General features: G+C 65.7%; 19 protein-coding genes. 14 read left to right on the top strand and 5 right to left on the bottom strand.

What is annotated here, in order from left to right; all coding sequences use genetic code 11:
• Positions 1–84: 84 nt before the first annotated feature.
• A complete protein-coding gene (locus tag IB243_RS01685; RefSeq protein ID WP_192424552.1) occupies positions 85–1,221 on the bottom strand; it encodes a diguanylate cyclase in 1,137 nt (378 codons plus the stop codon).
• A 372-nt stretch (positions 1,222–1,593) separates the two neighbouring features.
• Positions 1,594–3,450 (bottom strand): midcut-by-XrtH protein, encoded by a 1,857-nt coding sequence (locus IB243_RS01680; protein WP_192424550.1) that lies wholly within the window; start codon positions 3,448–3,450, stop codon positions 1,594–1,596.
• 176 nt (positions 3,451–3,626) lie between these two features.
• On the opposite strand from IB243_RS01680, the gene IB243_RS27030 reads away from it, so the two are divergent.
• Positions 3,627–4,571, top strand: coding sequence for a GrpB family protein (locus IB243_RS27030; RefSeq protein WP_225584660.1), 945 nt, complete (start codon positions 3,627–3,629; stop codon positions 4,569–4,571).
• Positions 4,568–5,002, top strand: coding sequence for a DUF1801 domain-containing protein (locus IB243_RS01665; RefSeq protein ID WP_010461404.1), 435 nt, complete (start codon positions 4,568–4,570; stop codon positions 5,000–5,002). The genes IB243_RS27030 and IB243_RS01665 overlap by 4 nt, the downstream gene beginning before the upstream one ends.
• A 129-nt stretch (positions 5,003–5,131) precedes the next feature.
• Here IB243_RS01665 and IB243_RS01660 read toward each other — a convergent pair whose 3' ends face one another.
• Together IB243_RS01660 and IB243_RS01655 are read right to left on the bottom strand one after the other, a co-directional pair.
• A complete protein-coding gene (locus tag IB243_RS01660) occupies positions 5,132–6,079 on the bottom strand; it encodes an aldose 1-epimerase (protein WP_192424548.1) in 948 nt (315 codons plus the stop codon).
• Between the two features lie 108 nt (positions 6,080–6,187).
• Complete coding sequence (locus tag IB243_RS01655; RefSeq protein ID WP_192424546.1) at positions 6,188–7,135, bottom strand: SMP-30/gluconolactonase/LRE family protein; 948 nt, start codon at positions 7,133–7,135, stop codon at positions 6,188–6,190.
• Positions 7,136–7,256: 121 nt separating this feature from the next.
• On the opposite strand from IB243_RS01655, the gene IB243_RS01650 reads away from it, so the two are divergent.
• A complete protein-coding gene (locus IB243_RS01650; protein WP_225584659.1) occupies positions 7,257–8,090 on the top strand; it encodes an SDR family NAD(P)-dependent oxidoreductase in 834 nt (277 codons plus the stop codon).
• 367 nt (positions 8,091–8,457) lie between these two features.
• Here IB243_RS01650 and IB243_RS01645 read toward each other — a convergent pair whose 3' ends face one another.
• Positions 8,458–9,420 (bottom strand): LysR family transcriptional regulator, encoded by a 963-nt coding sequence (locus IB243_RS01645; RefSeq protein WP_192424544.1) that lies wholly within the window; start codon positions 9,418–9,420, stop codon positions 8,458–8,460.
• Positions 9,421–9,557: 137 nt separating this feature from the next.
• Between IB243_RS01645 and IB243_RS01640 the strand changes: the two genes are divergently transcribed.
• From IB243_RS01640 to IB243_RS01590, 11 genes are all read left to right on the top strand, one after another.
• Entirely contained in the window at positions 9,558–11,009 is a 1,452-nt protein-coding gene (locus IB243_RS01640) for an aldehyde dehydrogenase family protein (RefSeq protein WP_192424542.1), read from the top strand.
• A gap of 72 nt (positions 11,010–11,081) precedes the next feature.
• The gene (locus IB243_RS01635) at positions 11,082–12,047 is read left to right on the top strand and encodes an ABC transporter substrate-binding protein (protein WP_010461392.1); all 966 of its coding nucleotides are present in this window, start codon (positions 11,082–11,084) and stop codon (positions 12,045–12,047) included.
• Between the two features lie 169 nt (positions 12,048–12,216).
• Positions 12,217–13,287, top strand: coding sequence for a multiple monosaccharide ABC transporter substrate-binding protein (gene chvE / locus IB243_RS01630; protein WP_192424541.1), 1,071 nt, complete (start codon positions 12,217–12,219; stop codon positions 13,285–13,287).
• A 138-nt stretch (positions 13,288–13,425) separates the two neighbouring features.
• A complete protein-coding gene (mmsA, locus tag IB243_RS01625) occupies positions 13,426–15,069 on the top strand; it encodes a multiple monosaccharide ABC transporter ATP-binding protein (RefSeq protein ID WP_192424539.1) in 1,644 nt (547 codons plus the stop codon).
• Between the two features lie 5 nt (positions 15,070–15,074).
• Positions 15,075–16,304, top strand: coding sequence for a multiple monosaccharide ABC transporter permease (gene mmsB / locus IB243_RS01620; RefSeq protein WP_010461386.1), 1,230 nt, complete (start codon positions 15,075–15,077; stop codon positions 16,302–16,304).
• A 4-nt stretch (positions 16,305–16,308) separates the two neighbouring features.
• A complete protein-coding gene (locus IB243_RS01615) occupies positions 16,309–17,847 on the top strand; it encodes a sugar ABC transporter ATP-binding protein (RefSeq protein WP_192424537.1) in 1,539 nt (512 codons plus the stop codon).
• Positions 17,840–18,892 carry an ABC transporter permease gene (locus IB243_RS01610; RefSeq protein WP_192424535.1) on the top strand — a complete coding sequence of 351 codons (1,053 nt, stop codon included), beginning with the start codon at positions 17,840–17,842 and terminating at the stop codon, positions 18,890–18,892. The genes IB243_RS01615 and IB243_RS01610 overlap by 8 nt, the downstream gene beginning before the upstream one ends.
• On the top strand, positions 18,889–19,923 hold the full coding sequence (gene yjfF, locus IB243_RS01605; RefSeq protein ID WP_192424533.1) for a galactofuranose ABC transporter, permease protein YjfF: 1,035 nt from the start codon (positions 18,889–18,891) through the stop codon (positions 19,921–19,923). The genes IB243_RS01610 and yjfF overlap by 4 nt, the downstream gene beginning before the upstream one ends.
• A 35-nt stretch (positions 19,924–19,958) precedes the next feature.
• Positions 19,959–21,692 carry an IlvD/Edd family dehydratase gene (locus IB243_RS01600; RefSeq protein WP_192424531.1) on the top strand — a complete coding sequence of 578 codons (1,734 nt, stop codon included), beginning with the start codon at positions 19,959–19,961 and terminating at the stop codon, positions 21,690–21,692.
• A gap of 34 nt (positions 21,693–21,726) precedes the next feature.
• Positions 21,727–22,719, top strand: coding sequence for a tripartite tricarboxylate transporter substrate binding protein (locus IB243_RS01595; RefSeq protein WP_192424529.1), 993 nt, complete (start codon positions 21,727–21,729; stop codon positions 22,717–22,719).
• A gap of 3 nt (positions 22,720–22,722) precedes the next feature.
• Positions 22,723–23,655, top strand: a complete 933-nt coding sequence (locus IB243_RS01590; protein WP_192424527.1) for a dihydrodipicolinate synthase family protein — start codon at positions 22,723–22,725, stop codon at positions 23,653–23,655.

Here is a 23,655-nt window from a genome sequence, read left to right as displayed (position 1 = left end):
GCCGGGAGATCATCGGCCGGATTTCCTTCATGGGCCGTTGCAGGCCGAAAGTGCCCCACTTCTGCCCCTCGTCAGAGAGCCCCCTCACCCCGCCACCACCCGATTCCGCCCCGCGTTCTTCGCCTGGTACAGCGCCGCATCCGCACGCGCCAGCAGTTTGTCCATGGAGTCGTTCTGTGGCAGGCTCAGGGTGACGCCGATGCTGACGGTGCAGCCCACCTCCTTGCCGTGGGGTGCGCAAGCGGCCCGGATGCGCTCGGCCACTTGCAGGGCGGCGTCCAGAGGGGTGTTGGGCAGCAGCAGCGCAAATTCCTCCCCGCCAAAGCGACCCAGCAGGTCCTTGTTGCGCAAACGGCTCTGGACCTTGGTGGCGAAGTCCACCAGCACGCGGTCGCCGGCCTGGTGGCCGTGGGTGTCGTTGATGGCCTTGAAGTGGTCGAGGTCCATCATCAGAAGAGCCAGGGGTTGGCCGGTGCGGTGGCTGCGCTCCAGCTCGATGGCGCAGGCTTCGTCCATGTAGCGCCGCGTGAGGGTATTGGTAAGCGAGTCGCGGGTGGCCAGCAGCTCCAGCTCGGCCCGCAGGCGGTCGCCGGCCATCAGCACGGCGCCCACCGAAAACAGCAAGATGGACACGGAAAAGCTGGCGATGAACAGCGCATGCTGGGGCGTGGCGTTCAGGATGGTGTCGCCCGTGGGCAGGAAGAACGTGGTGGCAAGCCGCACCAGCTGAATCGCGGCGATGTACGCCAGCACCCCCACCGTGAGCCAGCGCGAGAAGCTGCCCATGCCCTGCCGCACGATGAACCAGGCGTGCACCGAAAACATCACGGCCATGAGTGCGGTGATGAGGCGCAGGCGCGCGGCGTAGTTGGGGTCGCCCCAGGTGAACCACATGGTGCCCAGCACCACGGCGGCAATGGTGCCCAGCCAGCGCCACGTGGCCGGACGCACCCCATGAAAACGCTGGGTGCCTGCGTACAGACCATACACGCCCCAACTCAGCAGAAAATTGGGTACGGCTGTGGTGAGAATTTCAGGCAGCTGGCCGCGCGATGCCGCCAGGACGCCGCCCACCACGATGATCAGCAGCGCCTGCGCCCAGCGGCCTGGGCCCTGGATGCTGGGCGGGTAGCTGCGCTTGAGGGCCCACAGCACCAGCGCCATCAGCGCGCTCATGGCGCTGATCAACACAATGGCGGTACGCGGGTCTAGCACGTTCATGGTCGTGCCAGTTTGCCTGAATCACTCTCAGTTGGGTGGGCGCGAAGGCGCCCGTACACGCAGCCCACGCACTGCAGCGGGTGACGGACGGCGTGGGCAGGCTGCAGGGGCGGCAAGCAGATGCACCAGGGGCCATGCCAAGTGGGCGTTCTGCCGGGGCCGGGGGGCACACTGCGCCGTCGGGCCAGCGACTTGGGCAGGCGCGCAGCCACGCCGGTTTATGCGATGCCACGGGCCAATCGCTCTTCATTTGATAGCTATTAGCGCTTACCAATAAAGCGCCAGGGCCATATTTCACTCAAAAATTCACACCCTGCGGCTTGCGTCCTGCCCTGCGGGCTTGTGCACCTGCAGCGCGCTCGGCACCGACCTTCATGGGGTAAAGGCACGCACGCAGCGTGCCCGCAGGGTGGTGTTCCTGTTTTCCTCGTCAATGCCGCCGCCTCCAGAAAACGCATAGCCCCACGCGAGGAACGAGAGGAAGGCTGTGGATTCCGTAGAGCTCCAATAAGTACTGTTGGCAAAGCCACCTACGGCCGCTCTGTTGGTGAACAGCGCAGCCAGCTGGTTGCGGGCGGGCAGGAACCAGTCGCTGTAGCAAGTGTTGCCCGCCTGGCAAGGTGTGTTGCCTTGCGAATCAACCTCGTAAGCGCTGCACATCTGCGCGGCATACACACCCGCACCCAGGGCCGCTTCGATGGCTGCGGTGTTGCTGGCGCCGTTGGTGTCGCTTTGCGCACTGGTCCCTACAGCGAGGCCAAAACCACCCCATTCAATGCCGGTACTGTTGTCTGCCGTGGCAGCAATCAGGTTGTTTAACCCGCCGCCCAGCACCGCGATCACGCCGCCCCCGCTGCTTTGCCCCACAGCGGTGGCAAGGTAGGTATAGCCGTTGGTCAGCTGGGCCGCCCCGGCGGGGGTGTTAACCACCACGTCCACCACACCCACCGCGTGTGCGGGTGTGACGGCTGTAATGGTGGTGGAGTTGATCACGTTGACCGACGTTGCTGGCACCCCGTCAAACGTGACGCTGGTGGCGCCAGTCAGCCCGGTACCGGTCAGCGTGACGCCAACCCTGCCCGATGCGGTGCCGGAGTTGGGGCTGATGGCGGTCAGTGTGCTCGGCACGACTGCAGTGAGATAGGTATAGCCGTTGACCAGCGAGGCGGCCCCGGCGGGGGTGGTGACCACCACGTCCACCACACCCACGGCGTGCGCGGGCGTGACGGCCGTGATGGTGGTGGCGTTGACCACGGTGACCGACGTTGCAGGCACGCCGCCAAAGGTGACGCTGGTGGCGCCGGTCAGCCCGGTTCCGGTCAGCGTCACCGCAGTCCCGCCCAATTCGGTGCCGGAGCTGGGGCTGCTGCTGGTCAGAACGGCTGCGGTGAGATAGGTATAGCCATCAGCCAGCTGGGCGGCCCCGCCCGGGGTGATGACCACCACATTGACGGCACCGGCTGCGTGCGCTGGTGTGACGGCGGTGATGGTGGTGGCGTTGACCACGTTGACCGACGTTGCAGGCACCCCGTCAAACGTGACGCTGGTGGCGCCGGTCAACCCGGTGCCGGTCAGCGTGACACCAGCCCCGCCGGACTCGGTGCCAGAAGCTGGGCTGAGGGCGGTCAGGGTGGCGCCAGAGGCATAGAGGCTGCGGCAGATGGCCTCCACATCCACCCGGCAGGTGGCGCCGTTGGCCAGCATGGCCCCCACGCCGCAGGCGGGATGGGGCGATGGCGTGGGAGGCCCGGGGGGCAGCAAGGTGTTGGCCGGATTGGTGGAAAAACACTGGGCCAGGTTGGGAGGGGCGATGGCTGCAATCCGCAGCGCAGCGCCTGAGTTATTGCTGAAGTCCGCAGGCTGAAAGCCCGTGAAGCCGCCGCCCGTGATCGGGCTGACGGTGATGGGCAGGGTCTCGCCAGCAGGATGGGTGAACGCGCTGACAACCTGCGCCATCAGGCCCGACCCCTGCCCCGCCAGGCCCGCCACCGCCGCCACCAGCAGCAGCGACATCACACGCCGCACACCGTGGCTGTGGCGCAGCGACCACCACCCGGCCAGTGCAACCGCCACCAGCAAGGCGACCAGCGCCAGCGGGTTGTCCACCGGTACATTGGCCACGGCAGGGGCACCACTGGAGATCGTTTGGGCCGAGGCGGCAAAGGGCAGCGCTGCCACCAGCGTTGCCAGCAGTGCCAACGGGCCCGTGCTTCCGGATTTGGTGTTCATCAGCTGATGCCTCTGGGTAGGTTGGGGTGGCGGCGAGATAGTTGCAAATTATCACAATCGCTGAAGCGGGGGCGGATGTGGCGTGTGGAGGGGGTCGAGACCACCGCGCCAAGCCCGCCCGGGACATGCGCCCGCTTGTGGCCTATGCCCCACTGGGCTGGCATGATCACGGCCCCATGAAGTTGTTGGAACCCTCCGAGTACCAGGCAGCCGCTGGCGCGGTATTTCTGTCCGTCATGCAGGAGATCGCCCGGCTGCTGCCCGATGCGCAGGTGGAGCACATTGGCGCCTCGGCCATTCCGGGCGCGGTGTCCAAGGGCGATCTGGACATTTGTGTGCTGGTGGCGGCGCAAGAGCACGCGCAGGCCGTTCAGGTGCTGCAGGCCGCAGGCTACGTGGTCAAAGCAGACACCCTGCGTACGCCAGAACTGTGCATGCTGCTATCACCGCACACAGACGCGGACGTGGCATTGCAGGTGGTGGCCAAGGGGTCGGAGTTTGAGTTCTTCCTGCACTTTCGCGATGCCTTGCGCGCTGACCCGGGCCTGGTGGAGCGGTACAACCAGCTCAAGCTGCGGTTTGCGCACCGTGGCACGGAGCGCTACCGTGAGGAAAAATCCCGGTTCATCGCCAACGTTCTGACCCCGAAGGAGTTGCCCATGCCCAGCCACCATCCAGACGCCACCCTTGCCACCCAACGCCTGCTGCACGCCAGCCCAAACCAGGTGTTTACCGCCTTCCGGCAGCCAGAGCTGCTGGCACGCTGGTGGGGGCCGGCGGGGTTTACCAACACGTTCGAGCGGTTTGACTTTGCGCCCGGCGGGCGGTGGGTGTTTGTGATGCACGGTCCGGACGGCACGCACTACCCCAACGAGAACGTGTTCCGCGCCATCGAGCCGGACGCGCGGATCGTGATCGAGCATGTGATGGCGCCGCTGTTCACGCTGACGGTGGAGCTGGCCCCCCACGGCGAACACCACACCCACCTGGCCTGGGCACAGGAATTTGCCAGCGCTGAACTGGCGGCCAGGCTGCGCGAGCTGGTCATCCCCGCCAATGAGCAGAATCTGGACCGGCTGGAGGCGGTGCTGGCCACATTGACCGACAAGGAGACCCCATGAGCATCGCGAAAACCCCCGAAGGCCCGCCCGCATCGGCGCTGATCGACGAGCGCATCGCCAGCCTTCAGGACTGGCGCGGGCCCGCGCTGGGCCGCATGCGCCAGCTGATCCACGAGGCGGCGCCCGAAGTGGTGGAGGAGTGGAAGTGGAAAGGCACGCCCGTGTGGTCGCTGGGCGGCATTCTGTGCACGGGCGAGTCGTACAAGACTGCGGTGAAGCTGACCTTTCTGAAAGGTGCTTCATTGCCAGACCCGGCAAAACTCTTCAACGCCAGCCTGGATGGCAACGCCCGGCGCGCGATTGATATCCACGAAGGGGACACCGTGGACGCGGAGGCCTTCAAGGCGCTGATCCGTGCAGCGGTGGCCTTGAATGCCGAGGGCGCCAAGGCCAAGGCAAAACCAGCGCGGGCGGCAGGGGCAGCCCATTAGTCAGGTCCGTTAGCCAGGTCCGTTAGCCAGGCCCGAAAGGTCTGCGCGGAATGGCCTGGCTTGATTGCTACTTTTTCAATAGCAATAAAACTTTACCCATCAAGCGCCAGGGCCGATTTTTATCAAAATCTACTGACCCGAATCCGCTGCCCCCGCGCCGCTGCGGTAGCGCCACTGCACCTTCAGCGCCGTCGCCTCCCCCTGCGCCAGGGTGCGCAGGCCGGGCTGCCCGGGCTGGTGGAAGGCGTCGATGGGCTGGGTGATGGGTTCAAAGCAAAAGGCGGGGCCCTGGGGTGGGCGGTAGATCAGGCAGTAGTGCCGGGCGGTGCCGCCGTCTTGCGCAAAGTCGGGCATGTGGGCTGTCAGGCGCAGGCCGCGCTCGGGCCAGTCGATTTGCGCCGTGCCGCCCCAGCCGGTGTAGGCGTTGTCGATCAGGCCGCCATGGGCCGAAGCACCGGCATTCAGGTCCCAACCTGGGGGGAAATGCTGCGTCAGCTCCGTGGGCAGCGGGTCGTTGCCGCACAGCCAGACGGCCTGCACCGGCGCTGTGATGCGCGTGGCGGGCGTGCGCGGAAACCAGGGGTGCAGGCCCAGGCCGTAGGGCAGCGGCTCTGGCCCCAGGTGGTGCACCTGCACCGACTGGTCGAGGCCGCCATCCACCAGGCGGAAGGTCTGCACACATTCGTAGTCATACGGGTTGCCGTCAAAGTGCTGCGAGCGCAAGGTCATCTGCAGCGTGTCGGCCGCTGGCTGGGTGATCTGCCAGGGCTGCAGCCAGCCGTCGCCATGGATGGGATAGGGCTCGCCCGCGCGGTTGGGCTGCATGGGGTGGAACTGCCCGGCGTGCTCAAACCCGCCGCCGCTGATGCGGTTGGACCAGGGCACCATGGCAAAGGACGCCATCTGGTACAGGTCCGGCGTCTTGCCGTCCCACGGCCGCCACAGGTCGATGCGGGCCTGCGAACCCTCCGGGTCGTCGATCTGCCAGGCCGCAACGCTGCCGCCCAGCGAGGGCACCAGGCCAAGATGCTGGCCGGCGTGGTGCAGCCAGACGATGGGGTGGGAGGCCTCGGTCATGGGTGGGCTTTCTGAAAAGGGTTGCAAAAAGGAATGGCAGGACGGGCGGGGGCTGTCCGGCACGCTGACGGGCCTGCAGGAACACAGGCAATGCCAGGTGCAGGGCTCTCAGCCGCCAAACGGATGGGCCGGCAGGCCCAGGCTGTCGGTGTCCACCGCAAACAGCGCGCCGGCCAGGGGCTCGGCAGCGAGCTGCTCGGGGGTGAGGCCCACCCGCGCCGAAGTGATGAACAGCGTGCGCAGGTCGGCGCCGCCAAAGGCGCAGGTGGTGACCTGGCTCACGGGCAAGGTCACGCGGCCCAGCTCGGCGGCGGTGACGGGGTCGTGGCAGGTGACGCACCAGCCGCCCCAGTGCGCAATCCACACGCGGCCCTGGGCGTCGGTGGTCATGCCGTCGGGCAGGCCGTCTTCAGGCAGCCAGTGTTTCCACAGCGTTTTGTTCGACACCGTGCCCGTGGCGGGGTCGCTGTCGTAGCGGTAGGTGTTGCCTTCGATGGTGGCGTTGAAATACATGGCCGCGCCCTGCCCCGTGCCAGACCAGGTGGGGCCGTTGGTCACGGCAAAACCGTCGTCGTGGCGCGTGCAGCGTCCATCGGGGTCGTAGCGGTAGAGCGCGCCGGTGGGGGCCTCGCAGGCAAAGTCCATGGAGCCCGCCCAGAACCGGCCCTGCGCATCGCACTTGCCGTCGTTGAAGCGGTTGCCCGGGCGCTCGGGCTCGGGCTGGTGCAGGTAGCGGGGGGCGGCATCGGTGGCTGGGTCGAACAGGGCAAAACCTCGGCGCAGGGTCACGATGAGGCCCGGTGCCTGGGCGCGTTCGGCCAGGGCAGAGATTTCTTCGGCAAAGGTCCAGCGCTGCAGCGCGCCGCTGGCGGGGTCCCACCGGTGCAGGTGGCATGCAAGGATGTCCACCCAGTACAGGGCCTGTTCGCGCACAGACCACAGCAGGCCTTCGCCCAGTTCGCAGCCCAGCGCCTGCACACAGCGCACGGCCCCGGCCACGGGGGTAGCAAAGGCAGCGCCCGCAAGCGGTTGGAGGGGGTTATCCAGGTGGTGCACGCTTGTCTCCGGTAGTTTTTTTGCACTTGCCTGCTGCCAGGCACTTGACGGACGGCATCTTATCAACGCCAATTGATGCCTGTAATGAATATTTTTACCATCAATTGATATATATATTGATATGTCACATTCTTCCGACACGTATCTCCCCTCCTCTTCTTCCTCCAGCACCACCACGGCGGCAGGGTCGCAAGGCTTGTCGCGCTTTCCCAGCCTGCGCGGGCGCTCGGTGTTCATCACGGGCGGCGGCAGCGGCATTGGCGCCGCCATCGTGGCCGCGTTTGCAGAACAAGGCGCCCGCGTAGCCTTTGTGGACGTGGCCCGCGAGGCCAGCGAGGCCCTGGCGCAGCAACTGGCCGACGCCGGCATGGAGCGCCCCTGGTGGCGCACCTGCGATGTGCGCGACATCGGGGCACTGCAGGCCTGCATTGCCGAGGCCGCCGCCGAGCTGGGCGACTTTTCGGTGCTGGTGAACAACGTGGCCAGCGACGACCGCCACACGCTGGAATCCGTCACGCCCGCCTACTACGACGAGCGCATGGCCATCAACGAGCGCCCGGCCTTCTTCGCCATCCAGTCCGTGGTGCCCGGCATGCGCAAGCTGGGCGGGGGCTCGGTGATCAACCTGGGCTCCACCGGCTGGCAGGGCAAGGGCACGGGCTACCCCTGCTATGCGATCGCCAAGTCGTCGGTGAACGGTCTCACGCGCGGGCTGGCCAAAACCCTGGGGCAGGACCGCATCCGCATCAACACCGTGTCGCCCGGCTGGGTGATGACGGAGCGGCAGATCAAGCTGTGGCTCGATGCGAAGGGCGAGGAGGAGATTGCACGGAACCAGTGCTTGCCGGACAAACTGCGGCCGCATGACATTGCGCGCATGGTGCTGTTCTTGGCGTCGGACGATGGGGCGATGTGTACGGCGCAGGAGTTCAAGGTGGATGCGGGGTGGGTTTGATTTTTTGGTCTTTTTAGGCTCCAGCGCTTTTCTATCAAGCGCTGGCAGCTATGGTTTTTGCAGTTCCTGCGGGGCCCTCGTCCGTTCGACTGAGCTTGTCGGAGCCGGGGCACGCACTCCCCAACTGCTCGGGCTGAGCCCGTCGAAGCCAGGGCGCGTGCTGGTTTGAAACGCATGCTTGGTTTGAGGGCGGAGGCCGGGAGTCGCCCCGGCATGCGCCCTCCACACAAGCACACCACCAAACCAGCGCACAAGCACTGGCTTCGACAGGCTCAGCCCGAACGGACCCACAAGAGCAAAGGACTACAAAAACAATAGCTGCCAGTGCTTTGCCAGAAAGCGCCAGCAACCAATTCGATTCAAAAAATCAATCCCCCGCCTCCAGCCTCCGCCCGTACTGCACCAGACTCGTCTGCTTCAACGCCCTCATCATCACCTTGGCCGCAGGTGACAACAGCCTGTCCGACCGCGTGATGATCCCGAACGCATCCATATGGCACGGCATCTCCAGCGGCAACACCGTCACAAGGCCGTGTGCCGCGTAGTAATGCGCCACATCCGCGCCCACCACTGCAATCATGTCGCTCTGCTGCAGCATGCGCGTGATGAACAACAGCGCCGATGTCTCCACCGTGTGCAGCGGCGGCGCCAGCCCATCCTGCTGGAACATCAGGTCGAACCGATGGCGCAGCACACTGCCGGCAGGCGGCACGATCCAGCCGGCTGAGACCACGTCGCGCAGCGTCAGCCCGCTCATGCTCGACAGCGGATGGCCGGGGCGCGTGATGGCGCAGACCAGCTCCTCCGTCAGCGATTCATAACGCAGGTTGCCTTTGTCGTGCTCTTCATACAGGCGGCCCACCACGATGTCGAGCTTGCCCTGCTCCAGCCGCTCCAGCAGCACCGGGCTGGTTTCAATGTCGAGCGAGATGCGCAGGCTGGGGTGCTCCTGCTTGACCAGCGCCACGGCGGCGGGCAGCAGGCTCAGGCCCGGTGAGGTGATGGCACCGATGCCCACCTGGCCGTAGTGGCCGGTCTTGAGCGCGCCGATCTCGTCGTGCGCCTGGTTCAGGCTGGCCAGGGCCATGCGGGCGTGGCGGATCATGGTTTCGCCATACCAGGTGGGCCGCATGCCGCGCGGCAGGCGCTCGAACAGCGGCACCTCCAGCACGTCCTCCAGGTCCTTGAGCAGCTTGGACGCAGCAGGCTGCGTCATGCTCAGCACCTGGGCGGCGCGGTGGATGTTGCCTTCCTCGGCCAGCGCCACCAGCAGCAGCAGTTGGCGCGTCTTGAGGCGGGCGCGGATGAACCAGTGGTTGTAGGTGCTCATGGATGGATGGGGTGGCGGAAGCGAAGGAGGGGTTTTCCAGAATGCGAAGACAGATATCTATTTTGTCTAAAAAATGATTGGATTGATATCAAAATCTTCCATAGACTTCGCCGCAACAGCAACAAAGGCCTCTCTCCATGAAGCTCGGCGACCTCCAGCTCAGCCCCCGGCACCTGATCAACGGCCGGTGGGAAATCGGCACCACCACCGGCGTGAGCACCAACCCCTCGGACACCCGAGAAGTGGTGGCCGAATACGCCCGGGCGGACCGCAACCAGACCGAACTGGCCGTGCGGGCTGCCGTGGATGCCCTGCCCACCTGGAGCCAAAGCACCCCACAACGCCGTGCCGATGTGCTGGACCTGATCGGCAGCGAGCTGCTGGCCCGCAAGGACGAACTGGGCGCCCTGCTGGCCCGCGAAGAAGGCAAGACCCTGCCCGAGGCCGTGGCCGAGGTCGCCCGCAGCGGACAGATCTTCAAGTTCTTCGCAGGCGAGGCCCTGCGCATCCCGGGCGAACTGATGGCATCGGTGCGCCAGGGCGTGCAGGTGGACGTGACCCGCGAACCCGTGGGCGTGGTGGGCATCATCGCGCCGTGGAACTTCCCGTTTGCCATCCCGGCCTGGAAGATCGCCCCGGCGCTGGCCTACGGCAACACGGTGGTCTTCAAGCCCGCCGAGCTGGTACCCGCCTGCGGCTGGGCGCTGGCCGAGATCATCAGCCGCAGCGGCCTGCCCGCTGGCGCATTCAACCTCATCATGGGCAGTGGCCGCGAGGTGGGGCAGACGCTGGTGGACCACCCGCTGGTCAACGCGCTGAGCTTCACGGGCTCGGTGGCCACGGGCGACCGCATCCTGCGCGCCGCCAGTCAACGCCGCGCCAAGGTGCAGCTGGAGATGGGGGGCAAGAACCCGCTCATCGTGCTGGCCGACGCCGACATGGACCAGGCCATCGACTGCGCACTGCAGGGCTCGTACTTCTCCACCGGCCAGCGCTGCACGGCGTCCAGCCGCCTGATTGTGGAATCCAGCGTGCACGACGCCTTTGTGGCCCGGCTGCGCCAGCGGCTGGTCAGCCTGAAGGTGGGCCACGCGCTGGAACGTGGCACCGAAATGGGCCCGGTGGTGGACAGCAGCCAGCTGGAGCAGAACCTGGGTTACGTGGAGATTGCTCGCAATGAAGGCGCCGAGCATGTGTGGGGCGGCGAGCGCCTGGAGCGCGCCACACCCGGCCACTACATGAGCCCGGCGCTGTTCCTGGCCCGCCCCGAGCACCGCATTGCGCGCGAAGAAGTTTTTGGCCCGGTGGCCTGCGTGCTGCGCGCGGACGACTACGAACACGCGTTGGCCCTGGCCAACGACACGCCGTTTGGCCTGTGTGCAGGCATCTGCACCACGTCGCTCAAATACGCCATGCACTTCAAGCGCCACGCCGTGGTGGGCATGACCATGGTGAACCTGCCCACGGCGGGTGTGGATTTCCATGTGCCCTTTGGCGGCCGCAAGGAGTCGAGCCATGGCCCGCGCGAACAGGGCCGCTACGCTGCCGAGTTCTACACCACCGTCAAGACAGGCTACATGCTGGCCTGAGCCCCAGCCTCTCCCCGGTCACCGATCCCGCAACCCATCGTCAACCAACCATTAAAGACAGGAGACAAGATGATGAAATTGAACCGCCGCACTGTTGCCGCAGCCCTTGCTTGCGCGCCCGTGGCCGCACTGCTCCCCGCAGCTGCATGGGCCCAAAAGCCCATCGTGCTGGGTTTCAGCCAGGTGGGGGCCGAGAGCGAATGGCGCACCGCCAATACCGAGTCGATCAAGTCCGCCGCCAAGGAGGCCGGGATTGAGCTGAAATTCTCGGACGCCCAGCAAAAGCAGGAAAACCAGATCAAGGCCATCCGCTCCTTCATCGCCCAGAAGGTGGACGTGATTGCGTTCTCACCCGTGGTCGAGTCGGGCTGGGAGCCCGTGCTGCGCGAAGCCAAGGCCGCCAAGATCCCTGTGGTGCTGACCGACCGCGCGGTGAACACCAAGGACACCTCGCTGTACGTCACCTTCATGGGATCGGACTTTGTGGAAGAAGGCCGCAAGGCCGGCCGCTGGCTGGTTGAGAAGATGAAGGACCAAAAGGGCGAGGTCAACATCGTCGAACTGCAAGGCACCGTGGGCTCCGCCCCCGCCATCGACCGCAAGAAGGGCTTTGAAGAAGTCATCAAGGCCGACCCAAAGTTCAAGATCCTGCGTTCGCAGACCGGCGACTTCACGCGCGCCAAGGGCAAGGAAGTGATGGAAGCCTTCCTGAAGGCCGAGGGCAAGAAGATCAACGTGCTGTACGCGCACAACGACGACATGGCCATCGGTGCGATCCAGGCCATCGAAGAAGCCGGCCTCAAGCCCGCCAAGGACATCACCATCATCTCCATCGACGCGGTCAAGGGCGCCTTCGAAGCCATGATCGCCGGCAAGCTCAACGTGAGCGTGGAGTGCAGCCCCCTATTGGGCCCGCAGCTGATGAGCGCCGTGAAGGACATCAAGGCCGGCAAGGCGGTGCAAAAGCGCATCGTGACGGAAGAAGGCATCTTCCCGATGGAAGTGGCTGCCAAAGAGTTTCCAAACCGGAAATACTGACTCCCCCTGAGCCGCCTGCGGCGTCTTCCCCCTGAGGGGGACGCCACCAGCGCGGCGGGGCGGCCCTTGCGCGGTGGCACTGGCCTGGAGCGCGCCAGTTGCGAAGGCCACGCGCATCTTTCTGAATCGTCACTGAAACCAAAACACAACAACACCCGGAGACTCATCAATGAAGCGAGCAATTTTCAAGACCGTGCTGGCCGCCGTGGCCCTTTCCGCCATGGGCGCATCGCCCCTGGTACTGGCCCAAGACAAGGGCAGCATCGGCATCTCGATGCCCACCAAGTCCTCGTCGCGCTGGATCGCCGACGGCGACAACATGGTCAAGGTGCTCAAGGAGCGCGGTTACAAGACCGACCTGCAGTACGCCGACGACGACATCCCGAACCAGCTCGCGCAGATCGAGAACATGATCACCAAGGGCGCCAAGGTGCTGGTGATTGCTTCCATCGACGGCACCACCCTCTCGCGCGTGCTGCAGAGTGCTGCGGACAAGGGCGTCAAGGTCATCGCCTATGACCGCCTGATCAAGGGCTCCAAGAACGTGGACTACTACGCCACGTTCGACAACTTCCAGGTGGGTGTGCTCCAGGCCACCTCCATCGTCGACAAGCTCGGCCTCAAGCAAGGCAAGGGCCCGTTCAATATCGAACTCTTCGGCGGCTCGCCCGACGACAACAACGCCTTCTTCTTCTACGACGGCGCCATGAGCGTGCTGCAACCGTACATCGACAGCGGCAAGCTGGTGGTGCGCAGCAAGCAGACCGGCATGAACAAGGTGGGCACGCTGCGCTGGGATGGCTCGGTGGCCCAGGCGCGCATGGACAACCTGCTATCGGCCTACTACGGCAAGGACAAGGTCCACGCGGTGCTGTCGCCGTATGACGGTCTGTCCATCGGCATCCTGTCGTCCCTGAAGGGCGTCGGTTACTGCACGGCCCAGCAGCCCTGCCCCGTGGTCAGCGGCCAGGATGCCGAGGTGCCCTCGGTCAAGTCCATCTTGAAGGGTGAGCAGTACTCCACCGTGTTCAAGGACACGCGCGAGCTGGCCAAGGTCGCCGCCAACATGGTGGACGCCACCCTGTCGGGCAAGCAGCCCGAAATCAACGACACCAAGACCTACAACAACGGCGTGAAGGTGGTGCCTTCGTACCTGCTCAAGCCCGTTTCGGTGGATGCCTCCAACTGGAACTCCATCCTGGTGGGCAGCGGCTACTACAAGGAATCGCAGGTCAAGTAAGTAGGTAAGTAAGAAGCTCCAAGCCGCTCCCGAAGCGGCGTGGGACTGGCCGCCTGCAAGTGCACCCCACAGGCCTTGCAGGCGGCCGTGCAACAGACGCGACGATGGGCCGATGGCCCGCCAAGAGACTCCGAGACCATGCTTCTTGAAATGCGGAATATCCGCAAAACATTCCCTGGTGTGGTGGCACTGAACCAAGTGAACCTGCGCGTGAAGGCGGGTGAAATCCACGCCATCGTCGGCGAGAACGGCGCGGGCAAGTCCACGCTGATGAAGGTGCTCTCCGGCGTCTACCCACATGGCAGCTACAGCGGCGAGATCGTCTATGACGGCGAAGAACGCCAGTTCGGCGGCATCCGCGACAGCGAACACCTGGGCGTGATCATCATCCACCAGGAGCTGGCCCTGGTACCCCTGCTCTCCATCGCCGAAAACATCTTCCTGGGCAACGAGACCGCGCAGTACGGCGTCATCGACTGGATGGCGGCGCACAGCAAAACGCAGGCACTGCTGCACAAGGTGGGCCTGCGCGAATCGCCCGAAACACTGATCACCCACCTGGGCGTGGGCAAGCAGCAACTGGTGGAGATCGCCAAGGCGCTGTCACGCCAGGTGCGCCTGTTGATCCTGGACGAACCCACCGCCAGCCTGAACGAAAACGACAGCCAGGCGCTGCTGGATTTGCTGCTGGAGCTCAAGGCCCAGGGAATCACCTGCATCCTGATCTCGCACAAGCTCAACGAAATCTCGCGCGTGGCGGACTCCATCACCGTGCTGCGCGACGGCAGCACTGTCGAGACGATGGACTGCCGCGCAGCGCCCGTGAGTGAAGACCGCGTGATCAAGGCCATGGTCGGCCGCGAGATGGCCGACCGCTACCCCCCGCGCGAACCACGTATCGGCGAGACGGTATTTGAGGTGCGCGACTGGAACGCCTACCACCCGCAGCGCCCCGAGCGCGCCTTTATCAAAAACATCAACCTGCAGGTCCGCAAAGGCGAGATCGTGGGCATTGCCGGGCTGATGGGCGCAGGCCGCACCGAGCTGGCCATGAGCATCTTTGGCCGCTCGTGGGGCGAGCGCATCGGTGGGCAGGTGCTGCTGCACGGCCGCCCCATCGACGTGGGTACGGTAGAGAAGGCCGTGGCCCACGGCCTAGCCTACGTGACCGAAGACCGCAAGGGCAACGGGTTGGTGCTGAGCGAAGACATCCAGTTCAACGTGTCGCTGGCCAACCTGGGTGGCGTCTCCACGGCCGCCGTGATCGACAGCGGCCGCGAGCACCGCGTGGCGCAGGACTACCGCGAGAAGCTGCGCATCCGCTGCTCGGGCGTGGACCAGAAAACGCTGAACCTATCAGGTGGCAACCAGCAAAAAGTGGTGCTGAGCAAATGGCTCTTTACCAACCCCGAAGTGCTGATCCTCGACGAGCCCACGCGCGGCATTGACGTGGGCGCCAAGTACGAGATCTACACCCTCATCGCCCAGCTGGCGGCCGAGGGCAAGTGCGTGATCGTGATCTCTTCAGAAATGCCCGAGCTGCTGGGCATCACCGACCGCCTGTACGTGATGAACGAAGGCCGCTTTGTCGCCGAGATGCCCACCGCCGAGGCAACGCAGGAAAAGATCATGCGCGTCATAGTAAATGCCCCCCCTGAGGCGCTTCGCGCCATCCCCCCCAAGGGGGACGCAGCCCGTGCGGCGGGGCGGCCCTTGCACGGCGGCCCTGGTCTGGGCAGCGCCAGTGTGGACGCATCGAATAGCAACCAGCGCAACGCATAACAAACATGAGCCAGATGACCAATCCCTCCCCCACGGCCTCGGCCGCGCCTGCAATGGGTGCACCGGCCAACCCCACCCGTTCGCTGCTAGACCACGCCAAGCACAATCTGCGCGAGTACGGCATGTTGATCACGCTGGTCGCCATCATGGGCTTCTTCCAGTACATGACGGACGGCACGCTGATGCAGCCGCTCAACCTCACCAACCTGGTGCTGCAAAACAGCTACATCGTCATCATGGCGCTGGGCATGCTGCTCGTGATCGTGGCCGGGCACATCGACCTGTCGGTGGGGTCCGTGTGCGGCTTCATCGGCGCGCTGGCCGCGGTGCTGATGGTGCAGTACCAGTGGCACTTCGTGCCCGCCACGCTGGCCTGCCTGGTGTGCGGCGGCCTCATTGGCGCAGTGCAGGGGTGGTTTGTGGCGTTCTCGCGGATTCCCTCGTTCATCGTCACGCTGGCCGGCATGCTGGTCTTCAAGGGCCTGGCGCTGGCGCTGCTGGCCGGGCAATCGGTCGGCCCCTTCCCAGAGGCGTTTCAGATGCTGAGCTCGGGCTTCATGCCCGACCTGTTCAGTGTGGAGGGCGTCAAGCTCACGTCGCTGCTGCTGGGCGTGGCCGTGGCCGCAGCGCTGGTGGTGGCAGGCATCCGGGCCCGGTCCAACCGGCTGCGCCACGGTGTGCACGTGGAGCCCACCGCCTTCTTCGTGGCGCGCAACGCAGTATTTGCAGCGCTGCTCATCTACTTCAGCTATCTGCTCGCTTCGTACAAGGGCCTACCCAACGTGCTCATCGTGATGGCGCTGCTGATCGTGCTGTTCGACTTCATCACCAGCCGCACCACCATCGGCCGGCGCATCTACGCCATGGGCGGCAACGAAAAGGCGGCCAAGCTCTCGGGCATCAAGACCGAACGACTGTCGTTCTATGCCTTCGTCAACATGGGCGTGTTGGCCGCGCTGGCAGGCTTGGTGTTTGCAGCGCGCCTGAACACCGCCACGCCCAAGGCGGGCCTGGGCTTCGAGCTCGATGTCATCGCGGCCTGCTTCATCGGCGGCGCCTCGGCCTCGGGCGGTGTGGGCAAGGTGATGGGTGCTGTCATCGGCGCCTTTGTGATGGGCGTGATGAACAACGGCATGTCGATCCTGGGCATCGGCATCGACTACCAGCAAGTCATCAAGGGCGTGGTGCTGCTGGCTGCCGTGCTGGTCGACGTTTACAACAAGAACAAAGCCTGATCCCATGGACGCGGCCACCGCTCACACCCCTGCCCCCTTGCTCGAACTCGCGGGCATTCACAAGCAGTTTGCGGGCATCCCCGTGCTGCGCGATGTGCAGCTGCGCCTGTACCCCGGCGAGATCCATGCGCTGATGGGGCAGAACGGCGCGGGCAAGTCCACGCTCATCAAGGTGCTCACGGGTGTGATCAAGCCCAGCGGCGGCCAGATGCAACTGGGCGGCGAGCCGGTGTGGCCCGATTCGCCCCTGGCCGCGCAGCGCCTGGGCATCAGCACCGTGTACCAGGAGGTCAACCTCTGCCCCAACCTCTCGGTGGCCGAGAACATCTTTGCAGGCCGCTATCCGCGTTGCGGCATCGCGCAGGGGTTCCGCATCGACTGGGCTCAGATGCACCAGCGCTCGCGCGAGCTGGTGGAGCGCATCGGCCTGTCCATTGATGTGACGCGCCTGCTGTCGGACTACCCCGTGGCCGTGCAGCAGCTGGTGGCCATTGCCCGCGCACTCAGCATCGAAGCGCGCGTGCTGATCCTGGACGAGCCCACCTCCAGCCTGGACGACGACGAGGTGCAAAAACTCTTCGAAGTGCTGCGCCGCCTGCGTGGCGAGGGCTTGTCCATCGTTTTCGTGACGCACTTTTTGAACCAGGTGTATGCCGTGTCGGACCGCATCACCGTGCTGCGCAACGGCAGCTGGGTGGGCGAATGGTCTGTCAAAGACCTGGGGCCCCAAGCCTTGATCGCCGCCATGCTGGGCCGCGACCTGGCCGCACAGGCCGCGCAGACATCGCCGCCGCCCCCGGCGAACGCGTCGGATACCGCGCTGCTGCAAACCGAAGGCCTGGGGCAGACCGGACAGTTGCAACCGCTGGACCTACAGATCCGAGCAGGCGAAGTCGTTGGACTCGCAGGCCTGCTGGGCGCGGGCCGCACCGAACTGGCGCGCCTGCTCTTCGGGCTAGAGCAGCCTGACCGCGGCATGCTGCGCATCGACGGCAAGGCCGTGAGCTTCTCCAACCCCATGGATGCGATTCGCCAGGGCCTGGCCCTGTGCCCCGAAGAGCGCAAGACCGACGGCATCGTCGCCGAACTGTCGGTGCGCGAGAACATTGCGCTGGCGCTGCAGGCGCGCATGGGCGTGGGCAAGTTCCTCTCCCGCGCCGAGCAGACGGCCATTGCCGACCGCTACGTGCAGCTGCTGGGCATCAAGACCGCCAGTGTAGACACACCCATCGGCCTGCTGTCGGGCGGCAACCAGCAAAAGGCCATCCTCGCGCGCTGGATGGCCATCGAGCCGCGCCTCTTGATCCTGGACGAGCCCACCCGGGGCATCGACGTGGCGGCCAAGCAGGAAATCATGGAGCAGATCCTGCGACTGGCCCAGGCCGGCATGGCCGTGCTGTTCATCTCATCCGAGATGAGCGAGGTGGTGCGCGTATCCCACCGCATCGTCGTGCTGCGCGACCGCCGCAAGGTCGGCGAGCTGCCCGCTGGCAGCACCGAAGACGCCGTCTACGAACTGATCGCCGCTGAACAACATGCTTGAAGAACGCAACACACCCTCTTTTGCCAGCGCCCTGCTGCGCCACCGGCTGGCTTGGCCGGTGATCACGCTGCTGCTCCTGCTGGCCGTCAACACGGCCTTCAACGCCAGCTTCTTGCACATCGAATGGCGCGACGGGCACCTGTACGGCAGCCTGATCGACATCCTCAACCGCGCCGCGCCGCTGGTGCTGGTGTCGCTGGGCATGACGATGGTGATCGCCACGCGCGGCATCGATATCTCGGTAGGTGCCGTCGTGGCCATTGCCGCTGCCGTGGCGGCCTGGATGATCGGTGGCTCGGTATCGGGCACAGAAAGCCGCTTTCCGCTGCCGGTGGCCATCCTGGGCGCCCTTGGCGTGGCCCTGCTCTGCGGGCTGTGGAACGGCGTGCTGGTGGCGCGCGTGGGCATGCAGCCCATCATCGCCACGCTGATCCTCATGGTGGCGGGCCGGGGCATCGCCCAGCTGATCACCGACGGGCAGATCATCACCATCTACTACACGCCCTACTTCTTCATCGGCGGCGGGTACCTGGCCGGGCTGCCGTTCTCGCTGTTCATCGTGGCGGCCGTGTTTGCCGTGCTGTACCTGGCCGTCACGCGCACGGCGCTGGGCCTGTTCGTGCAGGCGGTGGGCATCAACCCCACGGCGGCGCGGGTGGCGGGCGTGCAGGCGGGCCGCCTGACCGTGGCGGCCTACGTCTTCTGCGGCGTGTGTGCGGGCATCGCGGGTCTGTTGATCAGCTCCAACGTGAAAAGCGCCGACGGCAACAACGCCGGCCAGCTGCTGGAGCTTGACGCCATCCTGGCCGTGACGTTGGGCGGCACGGCGCTGACGGGCGGGCGCTTCAGTCTGGTGGGCAGCGTGATCGGTGCGCTCATCATCCAGACGCTGACGTACGCCATCTATTCGCTGGGCGTACCGCCCGAGGTCAACCTGGTGGTCAAAGCCGTGGTGGTGTTCATCGTCATGTTGCTGCAATCGCCCGAGTTCCGCGCGCAGATTGGCGCCATCGCACGCCGCCCGGGCGCAGGAGCCGTGTCATGAGCGCCGTGCCCAAGACTTCTTTCAACGCTGCCGCCGAGGTGGCGCCTCAGCCGGGCGCAGCGCGCGCCCAGTGGAATCCCAAGTACCTGCCGCTCGCCGCCACCATTTCGCTGTTTGTGGCCATGGCCACGCTGGGCTCGGTGATGTACACCGGCTTCTTCTCGGCCCAGGTGTTCCTCAACCTGCTGATCGACAACGCCTTCCTCATCATCGTGGCGGTGGGCATGACGTTTGTCATCCTGTCGGGCGGCATCGACCTGTCGGTCGGATCGGTGGTGGCTTTGACCACCATGGTGCTGGCCGCGCTGGTCGAGCACCGGGGCTGGAGCCCCGCGGTGGCCGTGCCGTTGGTGCTGCTCATGGGCACCTTCTTTGGCGCGTTCATGGGTTTTCTGATCGAGCGCTTCAAGCTGCAGCCCTTCATCGTGACGCTGGCCGGCATGTTCCTCGCACGCGGGCTGTGCTACCTCATCAGCATCGACTCGATCAGCATCACCAACGAAGCGTATTCCGAGCTGTCGCAGTGGCGGCTGGAGTTGTGGGAAGGCGCTTCGCTGTCCCTCGGCGCACTGATCGCCATCGCGGTGCTGTTGGCCGCCCTGTTCATCGCGCACTGCACGCCGTTTGGCCGCGCGGTGTATGCCGTGGGCGGCAGCGAGAACTCCGCCGTGCTCATGGGCCTGCCCGTGCGCGCCACGGTCATCGGCGTGTACACGCTCTCGGGCTTTTGCTCTGCCCTTGCGGGCGTGGTGTTTACGTTCTACATGCTCTCGGGCTACGGCCTGCACGCCGTGGGCATGGAGCTCGACGCCATCGCCGCCGTGGTGATCGGCGGCACGCTGCTCACCGGCGGCGTCGGCTATGTGGCCGGCACGCTGTTTGGCGTGCTCATGCTCGGAATCATCCAGACCCTGATCTCGTTCGACGGCACGCTCAGCTCGTGGTGGACGCGCATCGTCGTCGGCGTGCTGCTGTTTGTTTTCTGCCTGCTGCAGCGCCTGCTCACGCGCCGCGCCGCCAAGCGGTCCTGACCTTCTTTCCATCATCTCTCTGACCCGCAATCACAATGACCACCACCCCGCGCAAACTCCGCTCCACTGCCTGGTTCGGCACGGCCGACAAGAACGGCTTCATGTACCGCAGCTGGATGAAGAACCAGGGCATCCCCGACCATGAATTTGATGGCCGCCCCATCATCGGCATCTGCAACACCTGGTCCGAGCTCACGCCCTGCAACGCCCACTTTCGCAAGATCGCCGAGCATGTCAAGCGCGGCATCTACGAGGCGGGCGGCTTTCCGGTCGAGTTCCCGGTGTTCTCCAACGGCGAATCCAACCTGCGCCCCACGGCCATGCTCACGCGCAACCTGGCCAGCATGGACGTGGAGGAAGCCATTCGCGGCAACCCCATCGATGCGGTGGTGCTGCTGGTGGGCTGCGACAAGACCACGCCCGCGCTGTTGATGGGCGCGGCCAGCTGCGACGTGCCTGCCATCGTGGTCACCGGCGGCCCCATGCTCAACGGCAAGCTCGAAGGCAAGAACATCGGTTCGGGCACGGCTGTGTGGCAGCTGCACGAATCGCTGAAGGCCGGCGAAATCAACGAGCACCAGTTCTTCGCGGCCGAAGCGGGCATGTCCCGCTCCGCCGGCACCTGCAACACCATGGGCACGGCCAGCACCATGGCCTGCATGGCCGAGTCGCTGGGCACATCGCTGCCGCACAACGCGGCCATCCCGGCCGTGGATTCACGCCGCTATGTGCTGGCCCACATGTCGGGCAAACGCATTGTGGAGATGGCGCACGAAGGCCTGACGCTGTCCAAGATCCTCACGCGCGAAGCGTTCGAGAACGCCATCCGCACCAACGCCGCCATCGGGGGCTCGACCAACGCGGTCATCCACCTCAAGGCGATTGCCGGACGCATGGGCGTGCAGCTCGACCTGGAAGACTGGACGCGCATCGGCCGCGGCACGCCCACGCTGGTGGACCTGCAGCCCTCGGGCCGTTTCTTGATGGAAGAGTTCTACTACGCCGGTGGCCTGCCCGCCGTGCTGCGCCGCCTGGGCGAGAACAACCTGCTGCCCCACCCCAACGCACTCACCGTCAACGGCAAGACGCTGTGGAACAACGTGCGCGAGGCGCCCCAGTACAACGACGAGGTGATCCGCACGATCGACAACCCGCTGATCGCAGACGGCGGCATCTGCATCCTGCGCGGCAACCTGTCGCCCCGCGGTGCGGTACTCAAGCCTTCTGCCGCGTCGCCCGAGCTGCTCAAGCACCGCGGCCGCGCTGTGGTGTTCGAGAACCTGGAGCACTACAAGGAGCGCATCGTCGATGAGAACCTGGACATCGACGCCAGCTGCGTGATGGTGATGAAGAACTGCGGCCCCAAGGGCTACCCCGGCATGGCCGAGGTGGGCAACATGGGCCTGCCGCCCAAGCTGCTGCGCCAGGGCGTGAAGGACATGGTGCGTATCTCCGACGCGCGCATGAGCGGCACCGCCTACGGCACCGTCGTGCTGCACGTGGCGCCCGAGGCCGCTGACGGCGGCCCGCTGGCCGCCGTGCGTGATGGTGACTTCATCGAGCTCGACTGCGAACAAGGCCGCCTGCACCTCGACATCAGCGACGAGGAACTGGCCGCGCGCCTGGCTGCGCTGTCCACCACCGACCAGGGTGGCCGCGGGGGCTACCAGCGCTTGTATGTGGACCACGTGCTGCAGGCCGACGAAGGCTGCGACTTCGACTTTCTGGTGGGTTGCCGCGGCTCGGCCGTGCCGCGCCATTCGCACTGATCACGCCCCCTTGAAACAAGAACAAGGAGACTCCATGCGGTCCCCCTCCCGACGCACCATTCTCACCGCGGCAGCCGGCAGTGCCTTGTCCGCGCTGGGCGCCACATCTGCCGTGGCCGCTGCACCGGCCTGGCCCTCCAAACCCGTCTCGCTGCTTGTCGGCTACCCACCCGGCGGCTTGACCGACGCTGGCGCGCGCTTCATCACCAACGGCCTTGCCAGCGCGCTGGGCCAACCGGTGGTGGTGGAGAACAAACCCGGCGCCTCCGGCAACCTGGCAGCGGCCGAGGCCCTGCGCCTGAACGACAGCCACAGGCTGCTGGTGGCCAACACCAGCCTCACCATCAACCCGCACACCTATGCGACACCGTCGCCCAATCCGCTGGACTTCACGCCCATCGGGCTGGTGCTGGAATCACAGCTGGTGCTGTGCGTGCACCCATCTGCACCGGTGAAGACGCTCGAAGACTTCCGCACCTGGGTGCGGGCTGGCGTCAAGGCTGGCGGCTTCAGCTACGCCTCTGCGGGCAGTGGCGGCAACACCCATCTGGCGATGGAGCACCTGCGCGAACGCGCCGGCCTGCCGCCGATGAACCAGGTGCCCTACAAAGGCAGCGCGCCAGCCATCCAGGACGTGGTGGGCAACCAGGTGCCCTGCATCGTGGATGCCGCGTCGTTGCTCATCCCCTTCATTGCATCCGGCCGGCTGCGCGCCATTGTGGTCACTGGTGCCGAGCGCCTTCCCGCGCTGCCCGACGTGCCCACCGCGGCCGAAGCGGGTCTGAAGGACTTCCTCGTGACCGTGTTCGTCGGCCTGTGGGGGCCACCCAGCCTCACCCCGGACATCGTCAGCAAGACCAATGCCGCGCTCAACGCGGCGCTCGCCAACCCGGCGGTCAGCGGCACCATCACCAAGAACGGTGACATGGTGGGCGGCGGCACACCGGAACGGCTGGCCAAACTGACCCGCGACAACTATCGCCTGTGGGGCGAAATCGCCAAGAAGAACGACATCAAAGCCACCTGACCCATGACATCTACCGCTGCCCCCGCCCGCTACCGCGGCATCTTCCCCGTCGTGCCCACCACCTTCCATGAAGACGGCACCCTCGACATCGACAGCCAGAAGCGCTGCCTCGACTTCATGATCGACGCCGGCGTGGATGGCCTCTGCATCCTGGCCAACTTCTCCGAGCAGTTCTCGCTGTCCGATGCCGAGCGCGAGACACTGACCCGCGTCTCGCTGGAGCACGTGGCAGGCCGCGTGCCGGTGATCGTCACCACCACCCACTACGGCACCCGGGTCTGCGCCGAGCGCAGCCGCGCCGCACAGGACATGGGCGCCGCTATGGTGATGGTGATGCCGCCCTACCACGGTGCCACCTTTCGCGTGCCCGAAGCGCAGATCTATGAGTTCTACGCCCGTGTGTCCGATGCGATCAGCATCCCGATCATGGTGCAGGACGCCCCCGCCAGCGGCACCGTGCTGTCGGCCCCGTTCCTCGCCCGCATGGCGCAGGAGATCGAGAACCTGGCTTACTTCAAGATCGAAGTGCCGGGTGCCGCCAGCAAGCTGCGCGAGCTGATCCGCCTGGGCGGCGCGGCCATCGAAGGCCCGTGGGACGGCGAAGAGGCCATCACCCTGCTGGCCGACCTGGATGCGGGTGCCACCGGTGCCATGACAGGCGGCGCCTTCCCCGATGGCATTCGCCCCATCATTGAGGCGCACCGCCAGGGTGACATGGACGAGGCCTTTGCGCTCTACCAGCGCTGGCTGCCGCTCATCAACCACGAAAACCGCCAGGGCGGCATCCTGACGGCCAAGGCCTTGATGAAGGAAGGCGGCGTGATTGCCTGCGAGGCGGGCCGCCACCCCTTCCCGGCCATGCACCCTGAAGTGCGCCGCGGCCTCATCGACATCGCGCGCCGGCTGGATCCGCTGGTGCTGCGCTGGGGCAAATAA

It is taken from the genome of Acidovorax sp. ACV01, assembly GCF_014851495.1.
Lineage (GTDB): Bacteria > Pseudomonadota > Gammaproteobacteria > Burkholderiales > Burkholderiaceae_C > Acidovorax > Acidovorax radicis.
This window is presented reverse-complemented; position numbering and strand designations above follow the sequence as displayed.

What these genes read in the sequence shown, in the direction of transcription:
- IB243_RS01685 (WP_192424552.1), bottom strand. Translation starts at nt 1,221, where the DNA reads ATGAACGTGCTAGACCCGCGTACCGCCATTGTGTTGATCAGCGCCATG.
- IB243_RS01680 (WP_192424550.1), bottom strand. Translation starts at nt 3,450, where the DNA reads ATGAACACCAAATCCGGAAGCACGGGCCCGTTGGCACTGCTGGCAACG.
- IB243_RS27030 (WP_225584660.1), top strand. Translation starts at nt 3,627, where the DNA reads ATGAAGTTGTTGGAACCCTCCGAGTACCAGGCAGCCGCTGGCGCGGTA.
- IB243_RS01665 (WP_010461404.1), top strand. Translation starts at nt 4,568, where the DNA reads ATGAGCATCGCGAAAACCCCCGAAGGCCCGCCCGCATCGGCGCTGATC.
- IB243_RS01660 (WP_192424548.1), bottom strand. Translation starts at nt 6,079, where the DNA reads ATGACCGAGGCCTCCCACCCCATCGTCTGGCTGCACCACGCCGGCCAG.
- IB243_RS01650 (WP_225584659.1), top strand. Translation starts at nt 7,257, where the DNA reads ATGTCACATTCTTCCGACACGTATCTCCCCTCCTCTTCTTCCTCCAGC.
- IB243_RS01645 (WP_192424544.1), bottom strand. Translation starts at nt 9,420, where the DNA reads ATGAGCACCTACAACCACTGGTTCATCCGCGCCCGCCTCAAGACGCGC.
- IB243_RS01640 (WP_192424542.1), top strand. Translation starts at nt 9,558, where the DNA reads ATGAAGCTCGGCGACCTCCAGCTCAGCCCCCGGCACCTGATCAACGGC.
- IB243_RS01635 (WP_010461392.1), top strand. Translation starts at nt 11,082, where the DNA reads ATGAAATTGAACCGCCGCACTGTTGCCGCAGCCCTTGCTTGCGCGCCC.
- chvE (WP_192424541.1), top strand. Translation starts at nt 12,217, where the DNA reads ATGAAGCGAGCAATTTTCAAGACCGTGCTGGCCGCCGTGGCCCTTTCC.
- mmsA (WP_192424539.1), top strand. Translation starts at nt 13,426, where the DNA reads ATGCTTCTTGAAATGCGGAATATCCGCAAAACATTCCCTGGTGTGGTG.
- mmsB (WP_010461386.1), top strand. Translation starts at nt 15,075, where the DNA reads ATGAGCCAGATGACCAATCCCTCCCCCACGGCCTCGGCCGCGCCTGCA.
- IB243_RS01615 (WP_192424537.1), top strand. Translation starts at nt 16,309, where the DNA reads ATGGACGCGGCCACCGCTCACACCCCTGCCCCCTTGCTCGAACTCGCG.
- IB243_RS01610 (WP_192424535.1), top strand. Translation starts at nt 17,840, where the DNA reads ATGCTTGAAGAACGCAACACACCCTCTTTTGCCAGCGCCCTGCTGCGC.
- yjfF (WP_192424533.1), top strand. Translation starts at nt 18,889, where the DNA reads ATGAGCGCCGTGCCCAAGACTTCTTTCAACGCTGCCGCCGAGGTGGCG.
- IB243_RS01600 (WP_192424531.1), top strand. Translation starts at nt 19,959, where the DNA reads ATGACCACCACCCCGCGCAAACTCCGCTCCACTGCCTGGTTCGGCACG.
- IB243_RS01595 (WP_192424529.1), top strand. Translation starts at nt 21,727, where the DNA reads ATGCGGTCCCCCTCCCGACGCACCATTCTCACCGCGGCAGCCGGCAGT.
- IB243_RS01590 (WP_192424527.1), top strand. Translation starts at nt 22,723, where the DNA reads ATGACATCTACCGCTGCCCCCGCCCGCTACCGCGGCATCTTCCCCGTC.